Here is a 24,068-nt window from a genome sequence, read left to right on the forward strand (position 1 = left end):
GAGGACGCCGTGCCGACGACCGTGAGACGCAGACGGGGCCAGCCCTGGGTGTACGGGGTGCTGGCCGGCGGCCTCGTCGTCCTGGTCGGCCCGTTCGTGTGGATGCTGCTCGGCTCGGTCAAGCCGGACGCGGAGATCCGCCGGACGCCGCCGACCTGGCTGCCGGAGGCGCCCACGCTCGACAACTACCGGCACCTGTTCACCGAGCTGGACTTCCCGGCGTTCTTCCTCAACAGCGTCCTGGTGGCCGGCGCCGTCACCGTGGGCAACCTCGTGTTCTGCTCGATGCTCGGCTACGCCCTGGCGAAGCTGGAGTTCCCCGGCCGGCGCGTGGTGTTCGCGCTGGTGCTCGGGATGCTGATGGTGCCGGGCATGGTCACCTTCGTGCCGCTGTTCATGCTCGTGAGCCGGCTGGGGCTGGTGGACAGCTACGCCGGGCTGATCCTGCCGTGGCTGGCCAGCCCCTTCGGGGTGTTCCTGATGCGCCAGTTCATCACCGGGCTGCCCGACGACCTGATCCAGGCGGCCCGGGTCGACGGCGCGGGCGAGCTGCGGATCTTCGCCCGGGTCGTGCTGCCGCTGTGCGGGCCGGCCCTGGCCACCCTCGGCATCCTGACGTTCCTGTCGTCGTGGAACAACTTCCTCTGGCCGCTGGTCGTCGCGCAGTCGGAGGACCGGTACACCCTGCCGGTGGCGCTCGCCCTGTACGCCATCGGCGAGAACAACACCCGCTACGGGCTGCTGATGGCGGGCTCGGTGGCCGTCATCGTGCCGGTCCTGCTGGTGTTCGTCGCGCTGCAACGGCACTTCGTCCGGGGCATCGCCACGACCGGCCTGAAGTGAGCCCGCCCGAACCGCCCGAGAGACATGACCGCAAGTGACCGACCGGCCTCAGGTGAGGAGTCTCCCCGTGCGATCAAGGTCCCATCCGTTCCGCGCCGCGACGGTGCTGCTGGCCCTCGGGCTGACCGCCGCCGTCGCCCCGCCGGCCGCGGCCGCGCCGCCGACAGCCGCGCCCGCCGGGTCCCCGGCCGCCACGCTGCGGCAGTACGCCGCCGACACCTGGCGGTCGATGGCCGCCATGGTCGACCCGGGCACCGGGCTGGCGGCCGACAACGTCGGCGGCGACCTCGACCCGGCCGACCGCGCCGGGTACACGTCGCCGACCAACGTCGGCGCGTACCTGTGGAGCACCGTGGCGGCCCGGGAGACCGGCCTGGTCAGCGCCGACCAGGCCCGCGACCGCATCGCCCGCACCCTCGCCACGCTGGGCCGGCTGGAGGTCCACGAGCCGTCCGGCATGTACTACAACTGGTACGACCCGGCGACCGGGGCGAAGCTGACCACCTGGCCGGTCGACGGCAGCGCCGTGCACCCGTTCCTGTCCAGCGTGGACAACGGCTGGCTCGCCACGGCGCTGACGGTGGTGCGGCAGGCGGTGCCGGAGCTGGCGGGCCGCGCCGACGCGCTGCTGCGCCGGATGGACTTCGGCTACTACTACGACCCGGCGCAGCGGCAGATCCGCGGCGGCTTCTGGGTCGAGCCGCCGCCGGGCTGCTCGCTGGCCGGCAACTACCGCACCGGGCCGGACGTGTTCTACACCTGCCACCACTACGGCGCGTTCAACACGGAGCCGCGCATCGCCAGCTACCTCGGCATCGCGGCCGGGCAGATCCCGCCGGAGCACTACTTCGGCACCTACCGCACGTTCGACCCGGAGGGCTGCGACTGGGCGTGGACGGAGCAGCGGGCCGTCGGCCAGTGGCGCACGTACCTGGGCGTGCGGGTGTTCGAGGGCGCCTACCGCTACCGGGGGTTGCAGCTCGTGCCGAGCTGGGGCGGGTCGATGTTCGAGGCGCTGATGGTGCCGCTGTTCGTGCCCGAGGAGCGGTGGGGCCCGCGTAGCTGGGCGGTCAACCACCCGGCGTACGTGCGGGCGCAGATCGAGCACGGGCTGCGGGAGGCCGGCTACGGCTACTGGGGCTTCTCCCCCGCCAACGACCCCGACGGCGGCTACCGGGAGTACGGCGTGGACCAGCTCGGCATGGACGGGCCGGGCTACACCTCCGACCAGGAGCGCACCTCGGTCGACCCCGGGTACGGCGAGTGCCGGCCCGCCCAGCCGCCGCCGTCGGGCTACGGCCGGGGCGTGGTCACCCCGCACGCGTCCTTCCTGGCGCTGCGCTACGCGCCGGACGACGCCCTGCGCAACCTGGCGAACCTGCGGCGGGACTTCGACGCGTACGGGCCGGGCGGGTTCTACGACTCGGTCGACGTGACCACCGGGCGGGTGTCGAAGCGCTACCTGGCGCTGGACCAGGGCATGGCGATGGCGGCGCTGGGCAACGCCCTGGCCCACGACGTGCTGCGCCGGCCGTTCGCGCAGGGGCCGATGCAGCAGCGGGTCGCGCCGCTGATGCGGATGGAGGAGTTCTCCCTCCCGCGCGGTGGGGCGCAGCGGTGACGGGCCGCCACGAGGCCGCGGGCCACGAGGCCGCGGGCCGCCACGAGGCCGCGGGCCACGAGGCCGCGGGCCGCCACGAGGCCGCGGGCCACCGCGGCGCGGGCCGCGAGGCCGGCGGGGACCACGACGCGGGCACCGTCCCGGCCGCCGGCGACGACGCCCGGGGCGACTGGACGCGGCGCATCGCGCGGCGCAGCGACGAGCAGGGGGCGACGGGCGGCATCCCGGACCTGCCGCCGCCGGCCGGGCTGACGGCGGTCGCCGGGGTGGGCCACGTGCGGCTGTCCTGGTCGCCGGTGCCCGACGCCGTCGGCTACCTGGTGCACCGGGCCCCGCTGCGCGACGGGCGGCCCGCCGGCCCGTTCGCCCCGGTCGACCACCAGGGCGGCGACGTGCTCGCCGTGCCCGACACCTGGTACGTCGACACCACCGGCGAGCCCGGCCGGCCCTACGCGTACGCCGTGGCCGCCGTGCCCGAGGTGACCGTCACCGGCGAGCTGGGCGACCCGGTCGTCGCCGCCGCGCCGCCGGCCGCCGGCGGCCCGCCGCCGACGGTGGACGTGCGCGTCGACGCCGCCGCGCCGGGCACGCCGCTGCACCGTCCCTGGCAGCCGATGATCGGCAGCGAGCGGCTGTCGCAGCTGCTGTGCGCCGACACCAGCGGCGGCCGGGAGATCGGGGCGGAGCTGCTGGCGGCGCTGCGCCGGGTCCGCGCGGAGGTGGGCGTCGAGGCCGTGCGGGCGCACGCGATCCTGCACGACGACCTGGGCGTCTACCGGGAGGTCGACGGCCGGCCGGTGCACGACTTCACCCGCGTGGACCGCGTCTACGACCTGCTGCTCTCGGCCGGGCTGCGGCCGGTCGTGGAGATCGGCTTCATGCCCCGCGACCTGGCCCGCGACCCGGAGCGGACGGTGTTCGCCTACCGGGGGGTCATCTCGCCGCCGAAGGACTGGGACCGCTGGGCGGAGCTGGTCCGCGCGCTCGTCGCGCACCTGCTCGACCGGTACGGCGAGGCGGTGCTCGGCTGGGACATCGAGGTGTGGAACGAGGCGAACCTGGAGGTGTTCTGGGCCGGCACCCGCGAGGAGTGGATGCGGCTATACGAGGTCACCGCCCGCGCGGTCAAGGACGTCGACGACCGCATCGCGGTGGGCGGGCCGTCGTCGGCCGCCGCCGGCTGGGTCGACGCCCTGCTGGAACACGCCAGTCGCACGGGCGCGCCGGTCGACTTCGTCTCCACCCACACGTACGGCAGCCCGCCGCTGGACCTGCGGCCCACCCTGCGCCGGCTCGGCTTCCCGCACGCCCGGCTGCTGTGGACGGAGTGGGGCGTCACGCCCACCCACTTCCACCCGGTCAACGACGGCGCGTCGGCGGCCACGTTCCTGCTCGGCGGCATGCGGTCGGCCGCCGGGCGGGTCGACGCCCTCTCCTACTGGGTGGCCAGCGACCACTTCGAGGAGCTGGGCCGGCCGCCCCGGCTGCTGCACGGCGGGTTCGGCCTGATCACCGTCGGCGGCATCGCCAAGCCCCGTTACCACGCCCTGCGGATGCTCGCCCGGCTCGGCGACACGGAACTGCCGGTGCGGGCGTCCGGCGACGGCGCGGACGGCCTGGTGCAGGCGTGGGCGAGCCGGCACGCCGACGGCGGCCTCGCCGTGCTGGTCTGGGTGTCGACGCTCGACCAGTCGAAGCGCGACGGCGACCCGGCGCTGGCCCGCCGGGTCCGGTTGAGCGTGGCCGGCGGGCCGGGCGGCGGCGTGACGGTGACCCGGCTCGACCGCGAGCACGGCGACGTCACCACCCTCGCGGGCCGGCTCGGCGTCGGCGACTGGCCGACCGACGGGCAGTGGGACGCGCTGCGGGCCGCCGACACGCTGCCGGCGGAGCCCGTCGAGCCGGCCGTGGCCGGCGGGGTGACGACGGTGGAGCTGCTGGTGCCCCAGCCGGGCGTCGTGCTCGTCGAGTTCGCGCCGCCTGAGCAGACGGGCTGAGCCGTCCGCCCGTGGCCTCGGGCTGAGGCGGCCGAGCCGTCGACCCGCGACGCCGGGCCGAGGCGGGCCGGGCCGGCGGCTTGGGGGCGGGGCGGGGTCACACGGCGAGCGCGGCCCGGACGGCGTGCTCGGCGGCGGCCCCGCCGTCGCCGGTCGAGGTGACCCGGCCGGACTCCAGCACGTAGTAGCGCTGGGCGACCCGCAGGGCGAAGCCGAGGTGCTGCTCCACGAGGAGCACCTGGATGCCGGCGCGGGCGGTCAGCTCGACGACGCGGTCCTGGATCTCGGCGACCACCGAGGGCTGGATGCCCTCGGTGGGCTCGTCGAGCAGCAGCAGCTTCGGCCGGGTGACCAGCGCCCGGGCGATGGCGAGCTGCTGGCGTTGGCCGCCGGAGAGCAGCCCGGCCCGGCGGCGCAGCAGCGGGCGCAGCGCCGGGAACAGGTCGAGCGCCTCGGCGGTGGCCGCCGCGCCGTCGCGCCGGCCGTCGGCGACCAGCCGCAGGTTCTCCCCCGCCGTCAGGTGCGGGAAGCACTGCTGGCCCTGCGGCACGTACGCCATGCCGCGGGCGACCCGCTGGTGCGGGGCGAGCCGGGTGACGTCCTCCCCGGCCAGCTCGACGGTGCCGGCGCGGGGCCGCAGCAGGCCCACCGCGACCCGCAGCAGGGTGCTCTTGCCGGCCCCGTTGTGGCCCAGCACGGCGGCGACGCCGTCGGCGGGCACGGCGAGGTCCACGCCGTGCAGCACCTCGCTGCGTCCGTACCCGGCGCGCACGCCGCGCAGTGTCAACATCACGCCTCCGTGGGAGCGTCGACGGGGTGGCCGAGGTAGACCTCCTGCACCCGGGGGTCGGCCTGGACCTGGGCGACGGTGCCCTCGCTGAGCACGCGCCCGGCGTGCAGCACGGTCACGGTGCGGGCGAAGCGGCGCAGGAAGTCCATGTCGTGTTCGATGACCACGACGGTGCGGTCCCGGCTGACGGTCTCCAGCAGGGCGCCGGTGGCGTCGCGCTCGTCGTGGCTCATCCCGGCGACGGGCTCGTCCAGCAGCAGCAGCCGGGCGTCGGAGACGAGCAGCATGCCGATCTCCAGCCACTGCTTCTGCCCGTGGGCGAGGGTGCCGGCGAGGTGGTCGGCCCGGTCGGCGAGGCCGATGGTGTCGAGGGCGGCGACGACCTCGTCGGGCAGCCGCCGCCGGCGGCGGGCCAACGCCCACCAGCTCCGCCCGGCCCCGGCGGCGATGTCGAGGTTCTGCGCGACGGTCAGCTCCTCGAACACGGCGGCGGTCTGGAAGGTGCGGCCCACGCCGAGCCGGGCGATGCGGTGCACGTCCCGGCCGAGCAGCTCCCGGTCGCCGAAGCGGACCGAGCCGGTGGCCCGGACCAGCCCGGTGACGGCGTCGACGAGGGTGGTCTTGCCGGCCCCGTTGGGCCCGATGAGGAAGCGCAGGTCACCGGCGGGCACGTCCAGGTCGACGCCGTCGACGGCGGTGAAGCCGTCGAAGCTGACCCGCAGGCCCCGCACGCACAGGCCGTCGGTTCGTTCGTCGGTCATGCCGCCGGCGCCTCCGTCCGGGTCCGGCCGCTGCGGGCGGGTGGGATGCGCCGCCACCAGGGCGGCCGGTCGGCTGCCGCGCGCCGGGTGCGTCGCAGCGCCCACAGCGACGCCAGGCCGCCGGGCAGGAACGCGACCACCAGCACGAACAACAGCCCTTGCAGGTACGTCCAGGTGCCCGGGAACCGCTCGGACAGCGCGGTACGCGCCCAGGCCACCGCCACCGCGCCGAGCACCGGGCCGAGCAGGGTGGCCCGGCCGCCGACGGCGACGCCGATGACGAACTCGATGGACGGCACGATGCCGATCAGGGCGGGCGAGATGATGCCGACGGCGGGGACGAACAGCGCCCCGGCGAGCCCGGCCATCCCGGCGGCCACCACGTAGGCGACGACCTTGACGGTGGCCGGGTCGTAGCCGAGGAAGCGGACCCGTTCCTCGCCGTCGCGCACGGCCACCAGCAGCTCGCCGTAGCGGCTCTCAATGAGCTGGCGGGCCAGCGCGAGCAGCCCCAGCAGGGCGGCGGCGATCAGGAAGTAGACGGTGCGCTGGTTGACCGGGTCGTCGAGGTCGTAGCCGAAGAAGCCCTGGATGTCGGTCAGGCCGTTGGTGCCGCCGGTGGTGCCCTGCTGGCCGACCAGCAGGATCACCATCGCGGCGGCGAGGGCCTGGCTGAGGATGGCGAAGTAGGCGCCCCGCACCCGGCGGCGGAAGACCAGCGAGCCGAGCCCGAAGGCGACGACCATGGGCAGCAGCACGGTGGCGGGCAGGGCGAACCAGGGGCTCGCGAACGGCCGCCACCACCACGGCAGCTCGTCGAGCTGCCCGTACAGCTGCATGAAGTCGGGCAGCGCGCCGGGGCCCGCGTCGGCGAGCTTGAGGTGCATGGCCATCGCGTAGCCGCCGAGGCCGAAGAAGACGCCCTGGCCGAGGGTGAGCATGCCGCCGCGGCCCCAGGCGATGCCGATGCCGACGGCGACCATCGCGACGCAGAGGTATTTGGCCAGCAGCGCCAGCCGGAAGTCCGACAGCAGCAGGGGGGCCGCGCCGTACAGCAGCGCCGCGCCGGCGGCGAAGCCGAGCGCCGCGCGGGCCCGGCCGCCGGTGCGGCGGGCGGGCGGCGGCGGTGCCGGTGCGGCGGGCTCGTCGGCGGCGGTGGCCGGGCCGGTCACGGTGGTCATGCGAGGCTCCTGGTACGCAGGGTGAACAGGCCCTGTGGCCGCCACTGGAGGAACGCGACGATCGCCACGAAGACGATCACCTTGGCGACGCTGAGGGTGGTGAGGTATTCACCGGTGGCCTGGAGCACGCCGAGGGCGAAGGCGACGATCACGCTGCCCTTGAGCTGGCCGATCCCGCCGACCACGACCACCAGGAAGGCGTCGATGATGAGGTTGGTGCCCATCGTCGGGCCGATCGGCCCGAGCAGGGTCAGCGCCACCCCGGCGACGCCCGCCAGGCCGGAGCCGACGAAGAAGGTGGTGCGGTCGACCCGGGCGGTGGCGATGCCGGAGACGGCGGCGAGGTCGCGGTTCTGCACGACGGCGCGGATGCGGCGGCCCAGCGGGGTGAGCCGCAGGGCGAGGGTCAGCGCCACCACGGCCGCCACGGCGAGGCCGAGGATGAACAGCCGGTTGTTGGCGACGGTGACGCCGCCGGGCAGCGCCACGTTGCCGGTGAGCAGCGCGGGCGCGCGGGTCTGCACGTTGGGGCTGCCGAAGATGTCCCGGGCCGCCTGCTGGAGCATCAGCGACACGCCCCAGGTGACGAGCAGGGTGTCCAGGGGCCGGGCGTAGAGGCGGCGGATGAGCAGCACCTCCAGCAGCACCCCCAGCGCGCCGGCCACCGCGAAGGCGACGGGCAGGGCGACCAGCAGCGACCACCCGGCCGAGGTGATCGTCTGCTGGAGCACGTAGGTGGTGTAGGCGCCGGCCATGATGAACTCGCCGTGGGCCATGTTGATGACGTTCATCTGGCCGAAGGTGAGCGCGAGCCCGAGCGCGACGAGCAGCAGGACCGCGCCGATGCTGACGCCGGTGAAGAGCTGTCCGAACAGGACTGTCACGGTTGCTCCGAGGAGGGGTGGGGCCCGGGCGGCGCGGGCCGCCCGGGCCGGGTGGTCAGCTCAGGCCGGTCGCCCAGGGGTAGCTCTTGAGGTACGGGTCGGGCTTGATCGGCTGGCCGGAGTTCCACACCTCGGTGATCAGCCCGTCCGCGCCGACCTTGCCGATCCGGGCGGTCTTGGCGATGTGCTGCGTCGGGCCGTCCACGGTGACCAGGCCCTCGGGCGCCTCGTAGGTGATGCCGCCGGCGGCGGTGCGGACCTTCTCCACCTCGAAGGAGCCGGCCTTGGTGACCATCTCCTTCCACAGGTACACGGCCACGTACGCGGCCTCCATCGGGTCGCTGGTGGGCTTGTCCGCGCCGTACTTCGCCTTGTAGGCGGCAACGAACTTCGCGTTCGCCCCGCCCGGCGTGGTCTGGTAGTAGTTCCAGGCGGTGAGCTGGTCCTTGAGATATTGCGTGCCGATGCCCTTGACCTCCTCCTCGGCGATCGACACGGACACCACGGGCATGCTCGTCGCGTTGAGCCCGGCCGACGTGTATTCCTTGAAGAACGCCACGTTGCTGTCGCCGTTGAGGGTGTTGAACACCGCGTCGGCCTTCGCCGACTTCACCTTGTTGACGATGGTGCCGAACTCGGTGGAGCCGAGCGGGGCGTAGTCCTCGCCGAGGACGGTCATCCCGTTGGCCTTCGCGTACGCCTTGATGATCTTGTTGGCGGTGCGGGGGAAGACGTAGTCGCTGCCCACGAGGTAGACCGACTTCTTGCCCTGCGCCTTGAGGTAGTCCAGGCCGGGGACGATCTGCTGGTTGGTCGTCGCCCCGGTGTAGAAGATGTACGGCGACTGCTCCAGGCCCTCGTACTGCACCGGATAGAACAGCAGCGCCTTGTTCTTCTCGAACACCGGCTTGACGGCCTTGCGGCTGGCGGAGGTCCAGCAGCCGAAGACGGCGGCGACGCGGTCCTCGGAGATGAGCTTCTCGGCCTTCTCGGCGAAGGTCGGCCAGTCCGACGCGCCGTCCTCGCCGACCGGCACGATCTTCTTGCCCAGGACGCCGCCGGCCGCGTTGATCTCCTCCACGGCGAGCATGATCGAGTCGCGGACGGTGACCTCGCTGATGGCCATGGTGCCGGAGAGCGAGTTGAGCAGGCCCACCTTGACGGTGTCGCCCGAGACGTCGGCGCTGACGCCCTTGCCCGACGTGCTGTCGGAGGTCTTGCTGCCGCACGCGGCCAGCGCGGCCGCGACGACGAAGGCCATGGTGCCGGCCAGGATGCGGCGGCCCCGGAACAGTGACATGCAATCTCCCCTGCGGTATGCGTGGAGCGACGACCACCGGCCCTGCCGGGCCGGGCTGCATTGCCATTGGTGATTGGTGAAGCGGTGCGGTCACGGGTGTCGCGTCGGGCGGAAAGACCGGCCGGCGGGTGGGACGCCGGCACACCATCCGCAGTGGACTTCGGGCAGGGCAAAGCCTCGACTCGATTCGTTGCGGCCACGTTTCCCGGCCCTTAATTGCCTGTTTCCCGAACGGCCGGTAAGGCCAGCTCAGTGGGGGAAAGCAGCGAAAGCCGCCACCATCTCCGGAGGACTCACGGATAATGGGGACGGCCCACGACAGACATTCGGAAGAACGGTCGCCCCAGCGCCGGAATCGCATTTCGACTAATCGGGCGGCGAGCCAGTTACTTCCTGCGTGAAGGATTTTAGCGGGCTCCCCCGGCCGGCTGTCAAGCGCCCCTACAGCTCCGCCAGCACCGCGAAGTCGAGCCCGTCGGCCTCGGCCAGGTAGATCCGCTGGCGCACGTGCCGCCCGCGCAGCCGCAGCTCCCCCCGTGGCCCCTGGTAGGACACCGCGTCGGCGGCGGCCCCGATCGCCCGCACGTCCAGCGTGCGGGCCCGCGCGATCAGCGCCGCCAGCAGCATCACACCCTCGTAGCAGGACTCCCCCAGGCTGCCCAGCGGCGGCGCCTCCACCCCGAACCGGCGGGCGAACGCGCCGTGGAAGTCGAGGTTCTCCCGGGTGACCAGGCCGGCGAAGAACCCGGCCGTGCTGTACAACCGGCGGGTCGCGCCCGCCCCGCTGGCCAGCAGCATGTTCTCGTCCATCAGGGTGCTCAGCCGCAGGCAGCGCTGGTCCAGCCCGCTGCGGGCGAACGCCCGGTTGAACCGCACCGCGTCCGCGCCGACCAGCAGCATCAGCACCCCGTCCGCCTCGGACTGCTCGACGGCGCGCAGGACGGGACCGAAGTCGTGGACGCCCAACGGCAGGAACCGCTGCCCGCACACCCGCGCCCCGCTGCGCAGGGCGTACCGCTGGGCGGCGCGGGCCGTGCGGCGCGGCCACACGTAGTCGTTGCCCACCACGTACCACCGGCGCACGCCCTGCTCACGGGCCAGCAGCCGCATCGCCGGCCAGAGCTGCGCGTCGGGCGTCTCGCTGGTGAGGAAGACCCCCTCGGTGCGCTCGCCGCCCTCGTAGAGCGCGGTGTAGACGTACGGCACCCGGTGCGCGACGCGCGGGGCCACCGCCTGCCGCACCGACGAGATGTGCCAGCCGGTCACCCCCTGCACCGCGCCGGTCGACACCAGCGCCTCCACCTCGGCGGCCACCTCGGCCGGCGGTGCGCCGCCGTCGACGGGCACCAGCCGCAGCTCGCGGCCGAGCACCCCGCCGGCACGGTTGATCTCCTCCACCGCGAGCTGGGCGCAGAGCTCACAGGTCGGGCCGAACATCCCGGCGGGCCCCCGCATCGGGTAGACCAGCGCGACGCTGACCACCGACCGGTCCACGGTGAGCCAGGGCGCGGGAAGGTGGAGCGTCTGCCCCGGCTGGGGATGCGGCGCACCAGCCGAACGCCCTGCCGGCACGGACATGACGACATGATTGCCGCCGGCCGGTGCCCACACCAGACCCGGTCACGATGCGGGACCTTTTCGGTACGATGGCAGCCCCACCGAACGGGGGAGGGTCATGCCCGAGGTGCCCGCGACGCCCGTCGATCTGCTGCGTGTGCTGACCCGTGCCGAGCGGCTGCTCGCGCGGCGGGTCGGCGGTGTCCTGGCCGCCGAGGGCCTCACCGTCGAGGCCTGGCGGGTGCTGTGCCTGCTCGCCGACGGGCAGGGGCACCCGATGAGCGAGGTCGCCGCCGAGGAGTCCCTGCCGCCGGGGACGCTGACCAAGCTGGTCGACCAGCTCGTCGACCAGAACCTGGTCTACCGGCGGATCGACCCGCACGACCGGCGGCGCATCCGCGCGTACCTGACCGCCCGGGGCCGCCGCGAGCAGGAACGCGTCGACGCCCTGGTCCGGGCGGACCTGGCCGACCTGATCACCGGCGACGACGCCGACCTGGCCGGGGCGCTCGCCGCGCTGGCCGACCGGCTGGGCGCCGGCCGCCCGGTCGGCGCGGCGGCCGGGGCCCGCGTCCGCGTCGCGGCCCGCTGACGCCCGGAGCCGCCGCCCCGGGCCGGACACACCGCGCCGGTGCGCTCAGGCCGGGGTGAGCCGCTCGCGCAGGGTGTGCGCGTCGGCGGCGGTGGCGGTGAGCAGCGCCGCCGGGCCGCCGGCCAGCGGCAGCCAGGCCACCGCGCCGCCGTCGCCCGCCGGCCGCGCCCGGGGGACGGGCAGGCCGCCCGGCGGCAACCCGACGCCGGGCGCCGCCCCGAGACCCGGCTGCGCGGCGGGGCCCGGCGGGACGTCGGGGCCCACCAGCAGCAGCGAGCCCGTCGCCGGGGCCCCGCCGAGCACGGCGGCCCCCGCCCAGCCGGGCGCGGACGGGCCCACCGCCGTCGACTGGCGCAGCAGCGGCCGGCCGCCGTGGTCGACCGACGTGCGCACGACGGCGTCGCCCGGCGACTCGCCGTACCGGCCGCAGATCAGCTCGTCGCGCCAGGTCAGCCGGGCCCCGGCGGCCAGCTCGACCCGCGCCTCGGCGACGTGGTCGCAGCCGGCCGCCGCGACGAGCTGCTCCGGCAGCCAGTGCAGGGCGGCCCCGGCGTGCACCACCGCGTGCACCCGCATCCGGGACGCCGCCGCGCCGGGGCGGCCGGGCAGCGCCACCGAGGCGGCGACGCTGCCGACGCGCAGCGCCGCCCCGGGGCCCACCTCCACCTCCAGCAGCAGGTCGTCGCCGCCGAGCGGGCCCGCCGCGCCGCCCACCACGTACACCGTGGCGACCCCGCCCTCGGCGGTGGTGGACCGCAGCAGCAGCGGCGACTCGCCGCGCAGCTCCGTGAGGCGCGTGCCGCCGCGGCCGTCGGCCCGCGCCACCACCCGGGCCCGCGCGCGCATCAGGCGACGGCCACGGCGGCCCGGTGGTGGGCCAGCTCGTGCCGGATCCACCCGGCCACCCGGGTCGCCTCCGGGTCGCCGACGATGGACAGGAAGACCGTCGGCAGGTCGCCGCGCCGGGCCCGCGCGTCGCGGTCCATCACGTCGAGGTCCGCGCCGACCATCGGCGCGAGGTCCGTCTTGTTGATCACCAGGAGGTCGGCGGCGGTGACCCCGGGCCCGCCCTTACGCGGCACCTTGTCGCCGCCGGCCACGTCGACCACGAAGATCTGCCGGTCGATCAGGCCCCGGCTGAACGTGGCCGTCAGGTTGTCCCCGCCGCTCTCCACCAGCACCAGGTCCAGCGGGCCGACCGCGTCGCACAGCTCGTCGATCGCGTCGAGGTTCGCACCGATGTCGTCGCGGATCGCCGTGTGCGGGCAGCAGCCCGTCTCCACCGCCCGGATCCGGGCCGGGTCGAGCACCCCGGCCCGGCGCAGGAAGTCCGCGTCCTCGGTGGTGTAGATGTCGTTGGTGACCACGCCGAGGCGCAGCTCGGTGGCGAACGCCCGGCACAGCGCGGCGACCAGGGCGGTCTTGCCCGAGCCGACCGGCCCGCCGATGCCGATGCGCAGCGGCCGGGCGGCCGGCGGCAGCGGGGCGTGCGGGTCGACCCCGGGCTCGGGGTGGGTGTGGGGAACGTCCTCGTCGTGCGACGAGGTCACGGGAACGGATTCAGGACGCAAAGAGACGCACCTCCCAGGTGGTGTGGACTTCGGCATGGATGTCGGTGAGGGGGGCCGCGCCGTCCGGCAGCCACTCCGGCGGCCCGTCGGCGGCGGCCGCCGCCCGCGCCGCCGTGGCGTCGACGTCGGCCGTCAGGTCGGCGAGCAGCCCGTGCACGCGGTACGGGTCGAGGCCGAGCAGCCGCACCGCCGCGCTCGCCGGGCCGGTCACCGACCCGTACGCGGCGGCGGTCGCCAGCTCGGCCGGGTCGAGGCCGGCGGCCGACCCGACCAGCCCGAGCACCAGCGGCTGGTGCGGCCCGGTCGGGTCGGCGGGCAGGGCGGCGAACGGCCCGCCCGGCCACAGCGACCGCCCGGCCCGCAGCAGGGCCCGGCCCTGCCGGCGGGAGACCGCGCGCAGCGCCGGGGCGGCCGTGCGGGCGTCCAGCTCGACGTCGAGCCGGGCCAGCGCGGGGCCGGGGTCACCGGCCGCCGCCGCCCGGTGCGCCGCCACCGCGAACGCGGCGGCGACCAGCCCGCCGGTGGCCAGCCGGCCGACCAGGAAGCCGCGCAGCGACGCCAGGTCGGTGACCAGCCCGACGGCGACGGCGGCCTCCAGCCCGGCGGAGTGGGCGTGCGCGCCGGCCGGGAACCGCCCGTCGGCGAGCAGCAGCAGCATGCTCGTCATCGTCGTCAGAACAGGTGGTAGAGCTGGGCCATCGGCAGCTCCGACACCGGGTCCGGCTCGACCACCTCGCCGTCGATGCGGACGGTGAAGGTGTCCGGGTCGACCTCGATGCGCGGCATGGCCCCGTTCTCGGGCAGGTCGGCCTTGCCCCGCGACCGCACGTCCGCGACGGGGACCAGCGGCCGGCGCACGTCGAGGCGCAGCCCGGCCTCCAGCGCCGCCGGGGCCACGAACGCGACGCTGGTCGCCGCCGCCGCGACGCCGTGCGCGCCGAACATCGGCCGGGGCAGCACCGGCTGCGGCGTCGGGATCGACGCGTTCGCGTCACCCATCTGCGCGTACGCGATCATGCCGCCCTTGAGCACCAGGTGCGGGCGTACGCCGAAGAACGCCGGGTCCCACAGCACCAGGTCGGCGAGCTTGCCCGGCTCCACCGACCCGATCTCGCGTTCCAGGCCGTTGGCCATCGCCGCGCAGACGGTGTACTTCGCCACGTAGCGGCGGGCCCGGTGGTTGTCGGCGCGCCCGTCGCCGGGCAGCGCGCCCACCCGCCGCTTCATCACGTGGGCGCTCTGCCAGGTGCGGGTGATCACCTCGCCGATCCGCCCCATCGCCTGCGAGTCGGAGCCGATGATGGAGATCGCGCCGAGGTCGTGCAGCAGGTCCTCGGCGGCCATCGTCGACGGGCGGATGCGGCTCTCGGCGAACGCGAGGTCCTCCGGCACCGCCGGGTTGAGGTGGTGGCAGACCATCAGCATGTCGAGGTGCTCGGCGAGGGTGTTGCGGGTGTACGGGCGGGTCGGGTTCGTCGACGACGGCAGCACGTTCGGCTCGCTGGCGACGGTGATGATGTCCGGCGCGTGGCCGCCGCCCGCCCCCTCCGTGTGGTACGAGTGGATCGCCCGGCCGGCGATCGCGCGCAGCGTGTCGGCGACGAACCCGGCCTCGTTGAGGGTGTCGGTGTGGATGGAGACCTGCACGCCGGAGGCGTCGGCCACCCGCAGGCAGGCGTCGATCGCCGCCGGGGTGGTCCCCCAGTCCTCGTGCAGCTTGAAGCCGCCCGCGCCGGCCCGCAACTGCTCCCACATCGCCTCCTCGGAGACGGTGTTGCCCTTGCCGAGCAGCAGCACGTTCACCGGGAACGCGTCGAGCGCCTCGTGCATCCGGGCCAGGTGCCAGGCGTTCGGGGTGACCGTGGTGGCGCGGGTGCCCTCGGCCGGGCCGGTGCCCCCGCCCACGAGGGTGGTGACGCCGCTGGCCAGCGCCTCGTGCACGAGCTGCGGGCAGATGAAGTGCACGTGGGTGTCGACGGCCCCGGCGGTGAGGATACGCCCGTTGCCGGCGATCACCTCGGTCGCCGGGCCGATCACCAGGTCCGGGTGGACGCCCGGCATCGTGTCCGGGTTGCCGGCCCGGCCGAGCGCGACGATGCGGCCGTCGCGCAGCCCCACGTCGGCCTTGACCACGCCCCAGTGGTCGAGCACCACCGCGCCGGTGATCACCGTGTCGAGGGCGCCCTCGGCGCGGGTGGCCCGGGACTGGCCCATCGACTCCCGGATCACCTTGCCGCCGCCGAAGACCATCTCGTCGCCGCCGACGCAGTGGTCGGCCTCCACCTCGATGAGCAGGTCGGTGTCGGCGAGCCGGATCCGGTCGCCCGTGGTGGGCCCGTATAGGTCGAGGTAGCGCCGCCGGTCGAGTTCGCTCACCGGTCCGACCCCCCGTCCGCCCGGTCGACGACGCCCGGGCCCGCGCCGAGCGGGCCGGCGACCTCGCCGCGCAGGCCGGCGACGATGCGCGCGCCGCCCAGCGGCACCAGCTCCACCCGGCGGCTGACCCCCGGCTCGAACCGCACGGACGTCCCGGCGGGCACCGCGAGCCGCTGGCCGTACGCGGCGGCGCGGTCGAAGCGCAGGCCGGGGTTGGCCTCGGCGAAGTGGTAGTGCGAGCCGACCTGCACCGGCCGGTCGGCGGTGTTGACCACCAGCAGGGTGGTCACCGGCAGGCCGGCGTTGATCTCGACCGGGCCGTCGCCGGGCAGCACCTCCCCGGGGATCACGGGATCGGGTGGTGCACCGTCACCAACTTGGTGCCGTCCGGGAACGTCGCCTCCACCTGCACCTCCTTCAGCAGCTCGGGGACCCCGTCGAGGACGTCGTCGCGGGTGAGCACGCCGCGACCGGCCGACATCAGGTCCACGACCGACCGGCCGTCGCGCGCGCCCTCCAGCAGGAAGGCGGTGACGATGGCGACGGCTTCGGGATAGTTGAGGCGCAGGCCGCGTTCGCGGCGGCGGCGGGCGACGTCCGCCGCGACGTGCACGAGCAGGCGATCCTGCTCGTGGGGGCTGAGGAACACGGAAACCTCCGGGCGGTCCGGCGTGCACGCTCCCGCCGTCGCGGCGCGCGTCGACGGGCGCCGGACGAGAGGGGGTCACACGTGACCGCCGCCGGCCGTCGGCGGTTCGCCCCGGGACCCCACCGGCCCCGGCCCGATCCTACGGCCGCGCAGCGGTGTGGGGGCTGGGAACGGACCGCACCGCCAACCGCTGACCAGACCGTAGAGGATCGCCCGGACGGTGGCAACGGCCGTCCCGGCGATGCGGCGCGGGTCACCGCGGCCCGGTCCCCTCGGCCACCGGCCCGCCGCCGCCACGGTCACGAACGGGACAGCGGGCGGCAAAGCGGGCACGTATCCTCTCGTTCTCCGGCCGATCGACGGGGCGGGCGCGGGCGACCTGACCCGGAGGGCAGCGACCGGGAAGGCAGGGATCGGGAGGTGGGGATGCGGCGGACGAGCGGCGGGCGGCCCGGCCGGGCCGGGCGGCAACGACGGTCCTTCCTCGTCGGCGGGGCGCTGCTCGGGGCCGCCGTCGTCATGCTGCTGGCCGCGTGGCGCAGCACCGGCTTCCTCAGCGACCTGCTGCTCAACCTCGGCGCGAGCGTGGTGCTCGCCGCGATCTCCTACGTGGTCTTCGACCCGCTCTTCGAGGAGGCCCGCCGGGCCCGGGTGCAGGAACACCTGAGCTTCGACCGGGCGGCGTTCGTGGCCCGGCTGGAGCGCAGCGGCCGGCTGGTGCGCATCCTCGACACCTGGACGATCCTGCTGGAGCACCGCAACCGTGACGAGACCCTCGCGGCGGTGCGGGCGGCGCTGGCCAAGGGCGCGAAGGTGCAACTGCTGCTGCTCGACCCCGACTGCACGGCCGCCCAGCAGCGCGGCGAGGAGCTGGAGCGGCAGCGGATCGACGTCCCCCGGCAGATCCGGGCCAACCTGCGGCACCTGGCCGCCTTCCGGCGGTCGCTGGAGCCCGCGCTGCGCGACCGCCTCCAGGTCCGGGTCTACGACGCGTCGCCGTCGATCCAGCTCTACCAGTGGGACGCGCGGGCGCTGATCTCGTTCTTCCCGATCGGCAAGCTGTCGTTCAACGTCCCGCAGCTGGAGGTCGACATGGACAGCCCGTGGGGCGGGTTCGTGCACGCCCGGTTCGAGGAGCTGTGGGGGCAGCCGCAGGCCACCCTGGACCTGGAGCGGTACTGGTCGACGACGATCACGCTACGCCACGAGGACTCCGACGTCGTGGAGCTGCCGGCGGACTTCGTGACGGTCGACGGCCAGCACTACGTCGACTGCCGGGCGCTGCGCATGGCCGGCCCGCTCACCGTCCGGGCGCAGCTTCCCGAGCGCGCCCGCACGGCGGCCCCCCGCGAGTACGCGCTGGTGGAGCCGGCCGACGGCGACCGCACCCCGGTGGCGCGGGTGGCCCGGCTGTTCGACCAGAAATACGGCCCCCGCGACGGCGGGCGGACGATCCTGCGCCTGGCCCCGCAGGGGGCGGACGACGGGCGGGTGCCCGGCGCCCGCTCCCCCGCCGGCGCCTGACGAGCAGGGCGACCGCCGGCCGCCGCCCCGTCGACCCGCCGACGGCCGACGCGGGCGTCAGCGCCGCAGGCGGATCGTGTAGGTGCGCGACTGCGAGCCGTCCTCGCTGGTCACCTTCACGGTCGCCGTGCGGCTGCCGGCCTTCGGCTGGCCCACGACGACGGTGGCGTACGGGTCGGCGGCCACCGCGGTGACGCACGGCAGCTTGCCCCGGCGGGCCACCGTGTAGGACAGCTTCTCCGGGTCGAAGCCGGCCAGCGGCACCCCGTCGAGGGAGATGCCGGCGGCGGAGGCGTCCGACGACGTCCCGGGCGCGGCGGCGAAGACCTCGATCTCGCTGGCCGTGATGTGCCGGTCCGGGTACGCCGTGAGCACGACCCGCACCGCGTCCGTGGCGGCGGGCACCGGCACCTCGACGACGGGGGCGCCCGCCGTGCCCGTCGGGACGTCCACCGGCGCGCCGGCGTCGACCCAGCCGCCCTGCGGGTCGCGGACCTGGGCGCGCAGGCGCTGCGGATAGCTGTCGGAGCCGTCGCGGTAGAAGTGGACGACGACTTGGGTGAGCGTCCGGCGCTCCGGCAGGGTGACCGTGAGGGTGTCGGAGGGGTTCTTCGGCCCCGACCGCCAGTTCGACCATGCCTTGTCCGTCAGCACGCCGTTGGCCAGGCCGTCCGGCGAGTAGCCGGGCTCGGTGAAGGTGGCGGTGACGCCGGCCGGGGTGGCCCGCTCCTGCACCGGCGGGGTCACCTGCACCCGCACGCTCGCCGCGAGGGCGCGCCCGTCGCCGGCGTCGGCCTGCCCGGTGAGGGTGACGACGCCGGGGGCGTCGAACGCGCCGGCGGGCGGCGGCTGCCAGCGCACCGGGCGCTGCGCCGTCGCGCCCCGCCGGGGCGACCCCGGGGACCGTGAACGCGTCGGTGGGCGCGATCCGCAGGACCGTCTCGTCGGTGACCCGCCAGCGCTGGTTGGCCCCCGAGTTGGCCGGCCAGGAGGTGACCGCCGCGCCGTCGCCGGTGGCCTGGCCGCCGACCTCCAGCAGGCGGCGGGAGCCGACGTTGACGAGGGTGTAGGTGCCGTCGCCGGTGGTGGACAGGATCCACTGTGCCTGCGGGGCGGGCGCGGCGACGGCGGGGACGAGGGTGACGGCCTGGTCGACGACGGCGAGCTGGCGGGCGCCGTCGGCGGTGGCGACGGCGTACCGGGCCCGGTTGCTGGTGCCCCCGGCGAGCCGGGTGAGCCGCCACAGCTGGTCCGCGCTCGCCGGGTCGGTGGTGCGGATGACCGCGCCGGAGGCGACGCCGCCGGCCGGGGCGAGGGAACGGCCGCTCTGCACGCCGGTGAGGCGGTAGACGTGGCCGTCGCGCACCAGCGCCGCGCCGGGGGCGACCCCGGAGACGCCGGTGACGAGGAACGTCGTCACCGACTGGGCGGGCACGTCCACCCGGGCGGCGCGGTCGCGCACGGCGACGGGGGCACCGCGCCGCAGCGCCCCGTCCGCGCTGGTGACGACGGGGGTCACCGTCGCGTTCGCGGCGACGACGCCGAACGCCGACAGGTCGAGCGCGACGGTACGGGCGGCGGCGCCGTCGTTGACGTGCACGACGGTGGCCCGCCCGCCGGGGGCCACGGCGGCGACGCTGGAGGTGTCGGCGACGGCGACGAGCCGGTCGCCGGGGCGGATGTGGTGGGTGAAGTTGCGGACGGTGTCGAACTTGGTGTTCGTGTGGATCGGGCAGGTCCGCAGGGTGTCGGCGGCGGTGCAGTCGAACGGGAGCTGGATGCTGCCCCAGTTGGCGCCCTGCGGGAACTCGCCGCCGGGTTTCATGTTGTCGTAGTCCTCGACCGGCTGCCAGAACACCCACGCCGACGGCTCCAGCTCGCGCAGGTCGTCGACCATGTGCCGGGCCATCCCGAGGCCGGGGGCCATGCTGGTGAGGCTGTGCCCGTCGCCCCAGGAGCCCTCCACCTCGCTCATCCACAGCGGCCTGTCCTCGCCCTTGGCGATGTCGCGGGCGGTGGTGCGCTGGCCCGTGCCGTAGGTGTGCACGTTGAGCTGGTCGACCAGGCCGCGTACGTCGTCGGGGTAGGCGTTCCAGTTCGTCGCGAACGTGCCCGGGTTGGTCTCGTCCATGGCGGACACCCGGGTCCCGCTGCCGGCGGCGCGCAGCTCGGCGGCGACCGCCCGGAGGACCTGCTGCTGGAGGGCCGGGCCGGCGTGCGCGCCCTCCTGCCGGCCGCCGACCGGGTTGCCGTCGGCGCCGAGCCGGGTGCCCCAGTAGGTGGTGTTCGGCTCGTTGAGCGGGTCGATCGTGTCGACGGTGATGCCGTGCGCGGCCTCGAGGCGCTGGGTGACCCGCACGAGGTAGGTGGCGAAGTCGTCGACCCGGTCGGCGCGGATCTGGTCGGCTGCGGGGTCGAAGCCGCCGGAGACGTACCCGCTGACGGTCTGGAACCACGGCGGCGAGTTGCTGAAGGTCTCCCACCGGGTGACGTCGCCCTTGATCCGGTCGACCCACCAGCGCTGCGCGCGGTCGGCGTCCGGGTTCCAGTGCTGCGGGTTGTCCGGGTCCCACCAGTCGGTGTCGGCGCGGTTGGTGCCCTCGGGGGCCCGCCACCAGCCGGGCACCGCGCCGCCGGGGCGCAGGTAGTCGGGCACGTCGGGGGCGTTGCCGCCGCCGATGTTGTAGCGGGCGATGTTGAGGTTGAGGCCCTGCTCGCCGAAGACGAGGTCGGCCAGGCGCTGCCGGATCTCCTCCGGGTAACCGCCGGTGGCGTTGGCGAACCAGACGAGGCTGGTGCCCCAGCCCTGGAACTCCTGTCCCTGGTAGGACGGGTCGGGGCGGACGGTGACCACCGGGGGCGCGGCCCCGGCGGCCGGCGCGGGGGCGGACGCGGACGCGCCGGCGGCGGCTCCGGCTCCCGGCGCGGCGGAGGCGGGCGCGGCGGCGACGCCGAGGGTGACGACGGCCGCCGTGATCGTGGCGGCCAGCCCCCGGCGGGACGGGTGTCTGCTCATGTGGACGGTCTCCTCCGACGGGTGGTGGTGAGCCGGTGGATCGCGCCGCGTTCCTGCGGCGGGCGCGCTACCTCGATGTTTACGTAAACATCGAGGGTTGCGATGCTCCCAGTCGGCCCGTGGCCCGTCAAGCACGCCCGGCATACTGGGCTGCGCCCCGACCACACGCGGCGGAGGTGGCTCGGGCCGCGAGGCACCGGCCGCAGGCGGGGGCGGGAGGAGCGAGGCGGGATGAGTCCGTCCGGGCCCGACGGGGCGACCCGGGAGCCGGCCGGCGGGGGCCGACCCCGCGCCGGCCGCCGGCGCGGCGTCTCGATGGCCGACGTGGCGCGGCTCGCGGGCGTCTCCGCGCAGACCGTCTCCCGCGTCTCGACCGGCCACCCCGGCGTCGTCGACAGCACGCGCGAACAGGTCCTCGCCGCCATGCGGCAGCTCGGCTACCGTCCCAACAGCGCCGCCCGCGCGCTCAAGTACGGCGAGTTCCGCACCATCGGCGTCATCCTGTTCACCCTGTCGAGCACCGGCAACAGCCGCACCCTGGAGGCGATCGCCACCCACGCCGCCGACGCCGGCTACGTGATCACCCTCATCCCCGTCGGGGTCCCCACCCAGGACCGCCTGCTCGGGGCCTTCACCCGGCTCGGCGAACTCGCCGTCGACGCGGTCATCGTCATCATGGAGGTGCACCTGCTGGACGCGGCGACCGTCGCCGTCCCACCGGGCGTGCACGTCGTCGTGGTCGACTCCGACGCCGGCGACCGCTACCGGGTCGTCGACACCGACCAGGCCGACGGGGCCCGCCAGGCCGTGCACCACCTGCTCGACCTCGGGCACCGCACCGTGTGGCACGTGGCGGGGCCCCGCGAGTCGTTCGCCGCGCAGCGACGCGCGCTGGCCTGGCGTGCGACGCTGCAGGAGCACGGCCGCCCGGTGCCGCCGGTGCGCCGCGGCGACTGGTCGGCGGAGTCCGGCTACCGCGCCGGCCTCGACCTGGCCGACGAGGCAGACTGCACGGCGGTCTTCGTCGCCAACGACCAGATGGCCCTCGGCGTGCTGCGCGCGCTGCACGACCGGGGCCGGCCGGCGCCCCGAGCCGTCAGCGTCGTGGGCTTCGACGACATCGCCGACGCGGGGGCGTTCATCCCGCCCCTGACCACCGTCCACCAGGACTTCGCCGAGGTCGGCCGCCGCTGCGTCGAGGCGGTGCTGCGCCAGGTCCGCACCGGCGTGCCCGAGACCGGCACCACCCTCGTCTCCACCCGCCTCGTGGTACGCGACAGCACCGCGCCCCCGCCGGGCGGCTGAGCCGGCCGCGTGACCGGCCGGCGGCGGTGCGTGACGGGTTGCTACGGTGTGCGGGACGGTCACCGGTGTGTCCCCTGGGGAGGGTCGGCATGTGGGCGGACGAGGCCGCGCTGGACGCGGCGACCCGTCGGCTCGACGAGTGGGAGTCGTCCATCGCCGACCGGGCCGCCCGCGCGCAGGCGCTGTCGGCGCGGACACGGGCCCTGACCGGCACCGCCCGCAGCCCCGACCGCACGGTCGAGGTCACCGTCGACGCCACGGGCCTGCTGGTCGACCTGCGGCTCGACGAGCAGACCCGGCAGCACCCGGCGGCACACACCGCCCGGCAGATCGTCGCCACCACCCGGGCCGCGCACGCCGACCTGCTGCGGCAGCTCACCGAGGCGACCACGCAGACCCTCGGCGACGACGACCCCGCCGGGCGGGCGATCGTCGACGGCTACCGGCGGCGGCTCGACCCCGGCCAGGGCCCGCCCGATGGCCGCCGGTGACGGCATCCGGGTCGACCCCGGCGACCTGACCACCCACGCCGCCCACCTGGAACGCCGCGCCGACAGCCTCGACACCGCCCGGCAGGCCGGCCAGCACGTCCGGTTGGGCGCCGACGCGTACGGCCAACTGTGCGCGATCATGCCGGCGCTGCTCGACGGCCTCCAGCAGACCCTGGTCGGCGGCGTCGACGCCGCGGCCCGGTCGGTGCGCGACACCGCCGCACGGCTGCGCTCCGGCGCCGACGGCTACCGGGCCGCCGACGCCCGCGCCGAGCAGCGGCTCCAGCGGGTACGAGACGCGCGGTGACCGGCAACCCGCTCGTCGCCGCCCCGCATGGTGCCGCCCCCAGCGCCTGGGCCGGCATCTGGATCTGCGAGGACATCGAACTCATCGCGCAGGGCGTCCGCGACGGCAGCTGGATCGACGGCAGTCTCGGCGTGGTCAGCGCCGGCCTCGACGCCCTCGCCTTCGTCTCCGACCCCGTCGGCGCCCTGCTGCAATACGGCATCGCCTGGCTCATCGAGCACGTCAAGCCCCTCAGCGAGGCGCTGGACTGGCTCGCCGGCGACCCCGCGCAGATCACCGCGCACGCGCAGACCTGGCGCAACGTCGCCGCCTCGCTGCGCGACGACGCCGCCGAGCTGGCCCACGCCGCACGCACCGAGGTCGCCGGCTGGGGCGGCGACGCCGGCCCCGCCTACCGCGCCTGGGCCACCGGGCAGCACCAGGCGATCGGCGGCCTCGCCCAGGCCGCCGACACCCTGGCCGCCATCACCGAGGGCGCCGCCGGCCTCGTCGCCGCCGTCCGGCTCCTCGTCCGCGACGCCGTCGCCACCTGCGTCTCCCGCCTCATCGTGTACGCGGGAGAACTCGTCGCCACCGCCGGCCTCGCCACGCCCGTGGTCGTGGAACAGGTCACGACCACGGTGGCATCGTGGGCGGCACGGATCGCCCGGCTACTCCGCGGCCTGCTGGCCAGCCTCCGGCGGCTGATGCCGCAGATCCGCCGCCTCGGCGAGCTCATCGAGAAGCTCAAGCAGGCGCTAGGACGGTTGTTCTCCCACAACCGGCAGGGCACTCCGGGACGGCCGTCGGCCGGGTCACCCCGCTCCTACGACAGCAAGCACACGCCAAGGTCTCCCGGCTTCGATCCTGGCAGCCACCGTGGCCCCCTCGGCGACGACTTTAGCCCTGGAGTGGCTGACCCCCGTGGGTTGTTCGAATCGAAGGAACGGGCGATCGCCGACCGCATCGCCGACGATGGCGATATGGTGCACCCCCGGGAACGCATCGACGATGTGCAGAAGTTGAAGAACCCGGATGCCATGGTGCGGTCCGGTCCTGACGATCCGGGTGTGATCACGGAGTTCAAGACTCTCGTGGGCAGCGGCAGCGCAAGCGTCCGCCGCAATATCCTTGAGGCTGCGGAGCAGACAGGGTCCGATGGGGTCGCGGTGCTCGACGGACGCAACGTCGGCTTGACGGAGGAGGACGCACGCCGTGGCTATGGACGCGCCGCCGGACAAGCTCGGACACATGGCCAGCAGATGCCGGCAATGGTCCGGATCATCCTCGGCGACAATCGCATCCTCGATCTCCCCTAGGAGGA

The 24,068-nt window shown here is 75.1% G+C and carries 25 protein-coding genes and 2 pseudogenes; 12 read left to right on the top strand and 15 right to left on the bottom strand.

What is annotated here, in order from left to right; genetic code table 11:
• Positions 1-9 precede the first annotated feature (9 nt).
• The 3 genes from HDA31_RS16550 to HDA31_RS16560 all read left to right on the top strand — a co-directional run bounded on the left by HDA31_RS16550 (position 10) and on the right by HDA31_RS16560 (position 4,461).
• Positions 10-843, top strand: coding sequence for a carbohydrate ABC transporter permease (locus HDA31_RS16550; RefSeq protein WP_246384590.1), 834 nt, complete (start codon positions 10-12; stop codon positions 841-843).
• Positions 844-910: 67 nt separating this feature from the next.
• Positions 911-2,464, top strand: coding sequence for a glucoamylase family protein (locus HDA31_RS16555; RefSeq protein ID WP_246384589.1), 1,554 nt, complete (start codon positions 911-913; stop codon positions 2,462-2,464).
• Positions 2,461-4,461: a GH39 family glycosyl hydrolase gene (locus HDA31_RS16560; RefSeq protein ID WP_246384588.1), complete on the top strand. Its 2,001-nt coding sequence runs from the start codon at positions 2,461-2,463 to the stop codon at positions 4,459-4,461. Before HDA31_RS16555 ends, HDA31_RS16560 begins: the two co-directional genes overlap by 4 nt.
• Before the next feature lie 97 nt (positions 4,462-4,558).
• On the opposite strand, the gene urtE is transcribed toward HDA31_RS16560, so the two are convergent.
• From urtE to HDA31_RS16590, 6 genes are all read right to left on the bottom strand, one after another.
• Complete coding sequence (gene urtE / locus HDA31_RS16565) at positions 4,559-5,251, bottom strand: urea ABC transporter ATP-binding subunit UrtE (RefSeq protein WP_074477882.1); 693 nt, start codon at positions 5,249-5,251, stop codon at positions 4,559-4,561.
• On the bottom strand, positions 5,251-6,012 hold the full coding sequence (gene urtD / locus HDA31_RS16570; protein ID WP_074477993.1) for an urea ABC transporter ATP-binding protein UrtD: 762 nt from the start codon (positions 6,010-6,012) through the stop codon (positions 5,251-5,253). Before urtD ends, urtE begins: the two co-directional genes overlap by 1 nt.
• A complete protein-coding gene (urtC, locus tag HDA31_RS16575; protein ID WP_178064506.1) occupies positions 6,009-7,193 on the bottom strand; it encodes an urea ABC transporter permease subunit UrtC in 1,185 nt (394 codons plus the stop codon). The genes urtD and urtC overlap by 4 nt, the downstream gene beginning before the upstream one ends.
• On the bottom strand, positions 7,190-8,077 hold the full coding sequence (gene urtB / locus HDA31_RS16580) for an urea ABC transporter permease subunit UrtB (protein ID WP_043963236.1): 888 nt from the start codon (positions 8,075-8,077) through the stop codon (positions 7,190-7,192). Before urtB ends, urtC begins: the two co-directional genes overlap by 4 nt.
• Positions 8,078-8,132: 55 nt before the next feature.
• Entirely contained in the window at positions 8,133-9,377 is a 1,245-nt protein-coding gene (gene urtA / locus HDA31_RS16585) for an urea ABC transporter substrate-binding protein (RefSeq protein WP_219825046.1), read from the bottom strand.
• A 441-nt stretch (positions 9,378-9,818) separates the two neighbouring features.
• Positions 9,819-10,955 carry a substrate-binding domain-containing protein gene (locus HDA31_RS16590; protein WP_178064505.1) on the bottom strand — a complete coding sequence of 379 codons (1,137 nt, stop codon included), beginning with the start codon at positions 10,953-10,955 and terminating at the stop codon, positions 9,819-9,821.
• A gap of 97 nt (positions 10,956-11,052) precedes the next feature.
• On the opposite strand from HDA31_RS16590, the gene HDA31_RS16595 reads away from it, so the two are divergent.
• Positions 11,053-11,526 (top strand): MarR family winged helix-turn-helix transcriptional regulator, encoded by a 474-nt coding sequence (locus tag HDA31_RS16595; protein WP_178064504.1) that lies wholly within the window; start codon positions 11,053-11,055, stop codon positions 11,524-11,526.
• Positions 11,527-11,571: 45 nt separating this feature from the next.
• Here the strand turns inward: HDA31_RS16595 and HDA31_RS16600 are convergent, their stop codons facing one another.
• The 6 genes from HDA31_RS16600 to HDA31_RS16625 are packed head-to-tail and all read right to left on the bottom strand — an operon-like array spanning position 11,572 to position 16,122.
• Entirely contained in the window at positions 11,572-12,372 is an 801-nt protein-coding gene (locus HDA31_RS16600; protein WP_178064503.1) for an urease accessory protein UreD, read from the bottom strand.
• A complete protein-coding gene (ureG, locus tag HDA31_RS16605) occupies positions 12,372-13,076 on the bottom strand; it encodes an urease accessory protein UreG (RefSeq protein ID WP_425488122.1) in 705 nt (234 codons plus the stop codon). The genes HDA31_RS16600 and ureG overlap by 1 nt, the downstream gene beginning before the upstream one ends.
• A gap of 10 nt (positions 13,077-13,086) precedes the next feature.
• Positions 13,087-13,764 (bottom strand): urease accessory protein UreF, encoded by a 678-nt coding sequence (locus HDA31_RS16610; RefSeq protein ID WP_178064502.1) that lies wholly within the window; start codon positions 13,762-13,764, stop codon positions 13,087-13,089.
• Between the two features lie 5 nt (positions 13,765-13,769).
• Positions 13,770-15,473: an urease subunit alpha gene (locus HDA31_RS16615; protein WP_178064501.1), complete on the bottom strand. Its 1,704-nt coding sequence runs from the start codon at positions 15,471-15,473 to the stop codon at positions 13,770-13,772.
• A complete protein-coding gene (locus HDA31_RS16620) occupies positions 15,470-15,823 on the bottom strand; it encodes an urease subunit beta (protein WP_074477868.1) in 354 nt (117 codons plus the stop codon). The genes HDA31_RS16615 and HDA31_RS16620 overlap by 4 nt, the downstream gene beginning before the upstream one ends.
• Positions 15,820-16,122, bottom strand: a complete 303-nt coding sequence (locus HDA31_RS16625; RefSeq protein ID WP_074477867.1) for an urease subunit gamma — start codon at positions 16,120-16,122, stop codon at positions 15,820-15,822. The genes HDA31_RS16620 and HDA31_RS16625 overlap by 4 nt, the downstream gene beginning before the upstream one ends.
• A gap of 426 nt (positions 16,123-16,548) precedes the next feature.
• Between HDA31_RS16625 and HDA31_RS32280 the strand changes: the two genes are divergently transcribed.
• A complete protein-coding gene (locus HDA31_RS32280; protein WP_178064500.1) occupies positions 16,549-17,646 on the top strand; it encodes a DUF5919 domain-containing protein in 1,098 nt (365 codons plus the stop codon).
• 57 nt (positions 17,647-17,703) lie between these two features.
• On the opposite strand, the gene HDA31_RS32285 is transcribed toward HDA31_RS32280, so the two are convergent.
• Positions 17,704-18,507, bottom strand: coding sequence for a discoidin domain-containing protein (locus HDA31_RS32285; RefSeq protein WP_311774359.1), 804 nt, complete (start codon positions 18,505-18,507; stop codon positions 17,704-17,706).
• Positions 18,508-18,631: 124 nt separating this feature from the next.
• A pseudogene (locus tag HDA31_RS33000) lies at positions 18,632-18,742 on the bottom strand (RICIN domain-containing protein); the annotation flags it as partial.
• Here HDA31_RS33000 and HDA31_RS33005 point away from each other — a divergent pair.
• Positions 18,729-18,995 carry a hypothetical protein gene (locus tag HDA31_RS33005; RefSeq protein ID WP_311774360.1) on the top strand — a complete coding sequence of 89 codons (267 nt, stop codon included), beginning with the start codon at positions 18,729-18,731 and terminating at the stop codon, positions 18,993-18,995. The pseudogene HDA31_RS33000 and the gene HDA31_RS33005 sit on opposite strands and share 14 nt — an antisense overlap.
• A 51-nt stretch (positions 18,996-19,046) precedes the next feature.
• Positions 19,047-19,481, top strand: coding sequence for a hypothetical protein (locus tag HDA31_RS33010; RefSeq protein WP_311774361.1), 435 nt, complete (start codon positions 19,047-19,049; stop codon positions 19,479-19,481).
• Positions 19,482-19,837: 356 nt separating this feature from the next.
• Here the strand turns inward: HDA31_RS33010 and HDA31_RS33015 are convergent.
• A pseudogene (locus HDA31_RS33015) lies at positions 19,838-20,500 on the bottom strand (glycoside hydrolase); the annotation flags it as partial.
• On the opposite strand from HDA31_RS33015, the gene HDA31_RS33020 reads away from it, so the two are divergent.
• The 5 genes from HDA31_RS33020 to HDA31_RS32295 all read left to right on the top strand — a co-directional run bounded on the left by HDA31_RS33020 (position 20,493) and on the right by HDA31_RS32295 (position 24,063).
• Complete coding sequence (locus HDA31_RS33020; protein ID WP_311774362.1) at positions 20,493-20,693, top strand: hypothetical protein; 201 nt, start codon at positions 20,493-20,495, stop codon at positions 20,691-20,693. The pseudogene HDA31_RS33015 and the gene HDA31_RS33020 overlap by 8 nt on opposite strands.
• Positions 20,694-20,893: 200 nt before the next feature.
• Positions 20,894-21,967, top strand: a complete 1,074-nt coding sequence (locus HDA31_RS16640; protein WP_246384587.1) for a LacI family DNA-binding transcriptional regulator — start codon at positions 20,894-20,896, stop codon at positions 21,965-21,967.
• Positions 21,968-22,056: 89 nt separating this feature from the next.
• Positions 22,057-22,458 carry a YbaB/EbfC family nucleoid-associated protein gene (locus HDA31_RS16645; protein ID WP_178064499.1) on the top strand — a complete coding sequence of 134 codons (402 nt, stop codon included), beginning with the start codon at positions 22,057-22,059 and terminating at the stop codon, positions 22,456-22,458.
• On the top strand, positions 22,445-22,765 hold the full coding sequence (locus tag HDA31_RS16650) for a type VII secretion target (protein WP_178064498.1): 321 nt from the start codon (positions 22,445-22,447) through the stop codon (positions 22,763-22,765). Before HDA31_RS16645 ends, HDA31_RS16650 begins: the two co-directional genes overlap by 14 nt.
• A complete protein-coding gene (locus HDA31_RS32295; protein WP_246384586.1) occupies positions 22,762-24,063 on the top strand; it encodes a WXG100-like domain-containing protein in 1,302 nt (433 codons plus the stop codon). The genes HDA31_RS16650 and HDA31_RS32295 overlap by 4 nt, the downstream gene beginning before the upstream one ends.
• The last annotated feature ends 5 nt before the right edge of the window (positions 24,064-24,068 follow it).

Origin of the sequence: Micromonospora carbonacea, from assembly GCF_014205165.1 — a bacterium.
GTDB classification, from domain to species: domain Bacteria; phylum Actinomycetota; class Actinomycetes; order Mycobacteriales; family Micromonosporaceae; genus Micromonospora; species Micromonospora carbonacea.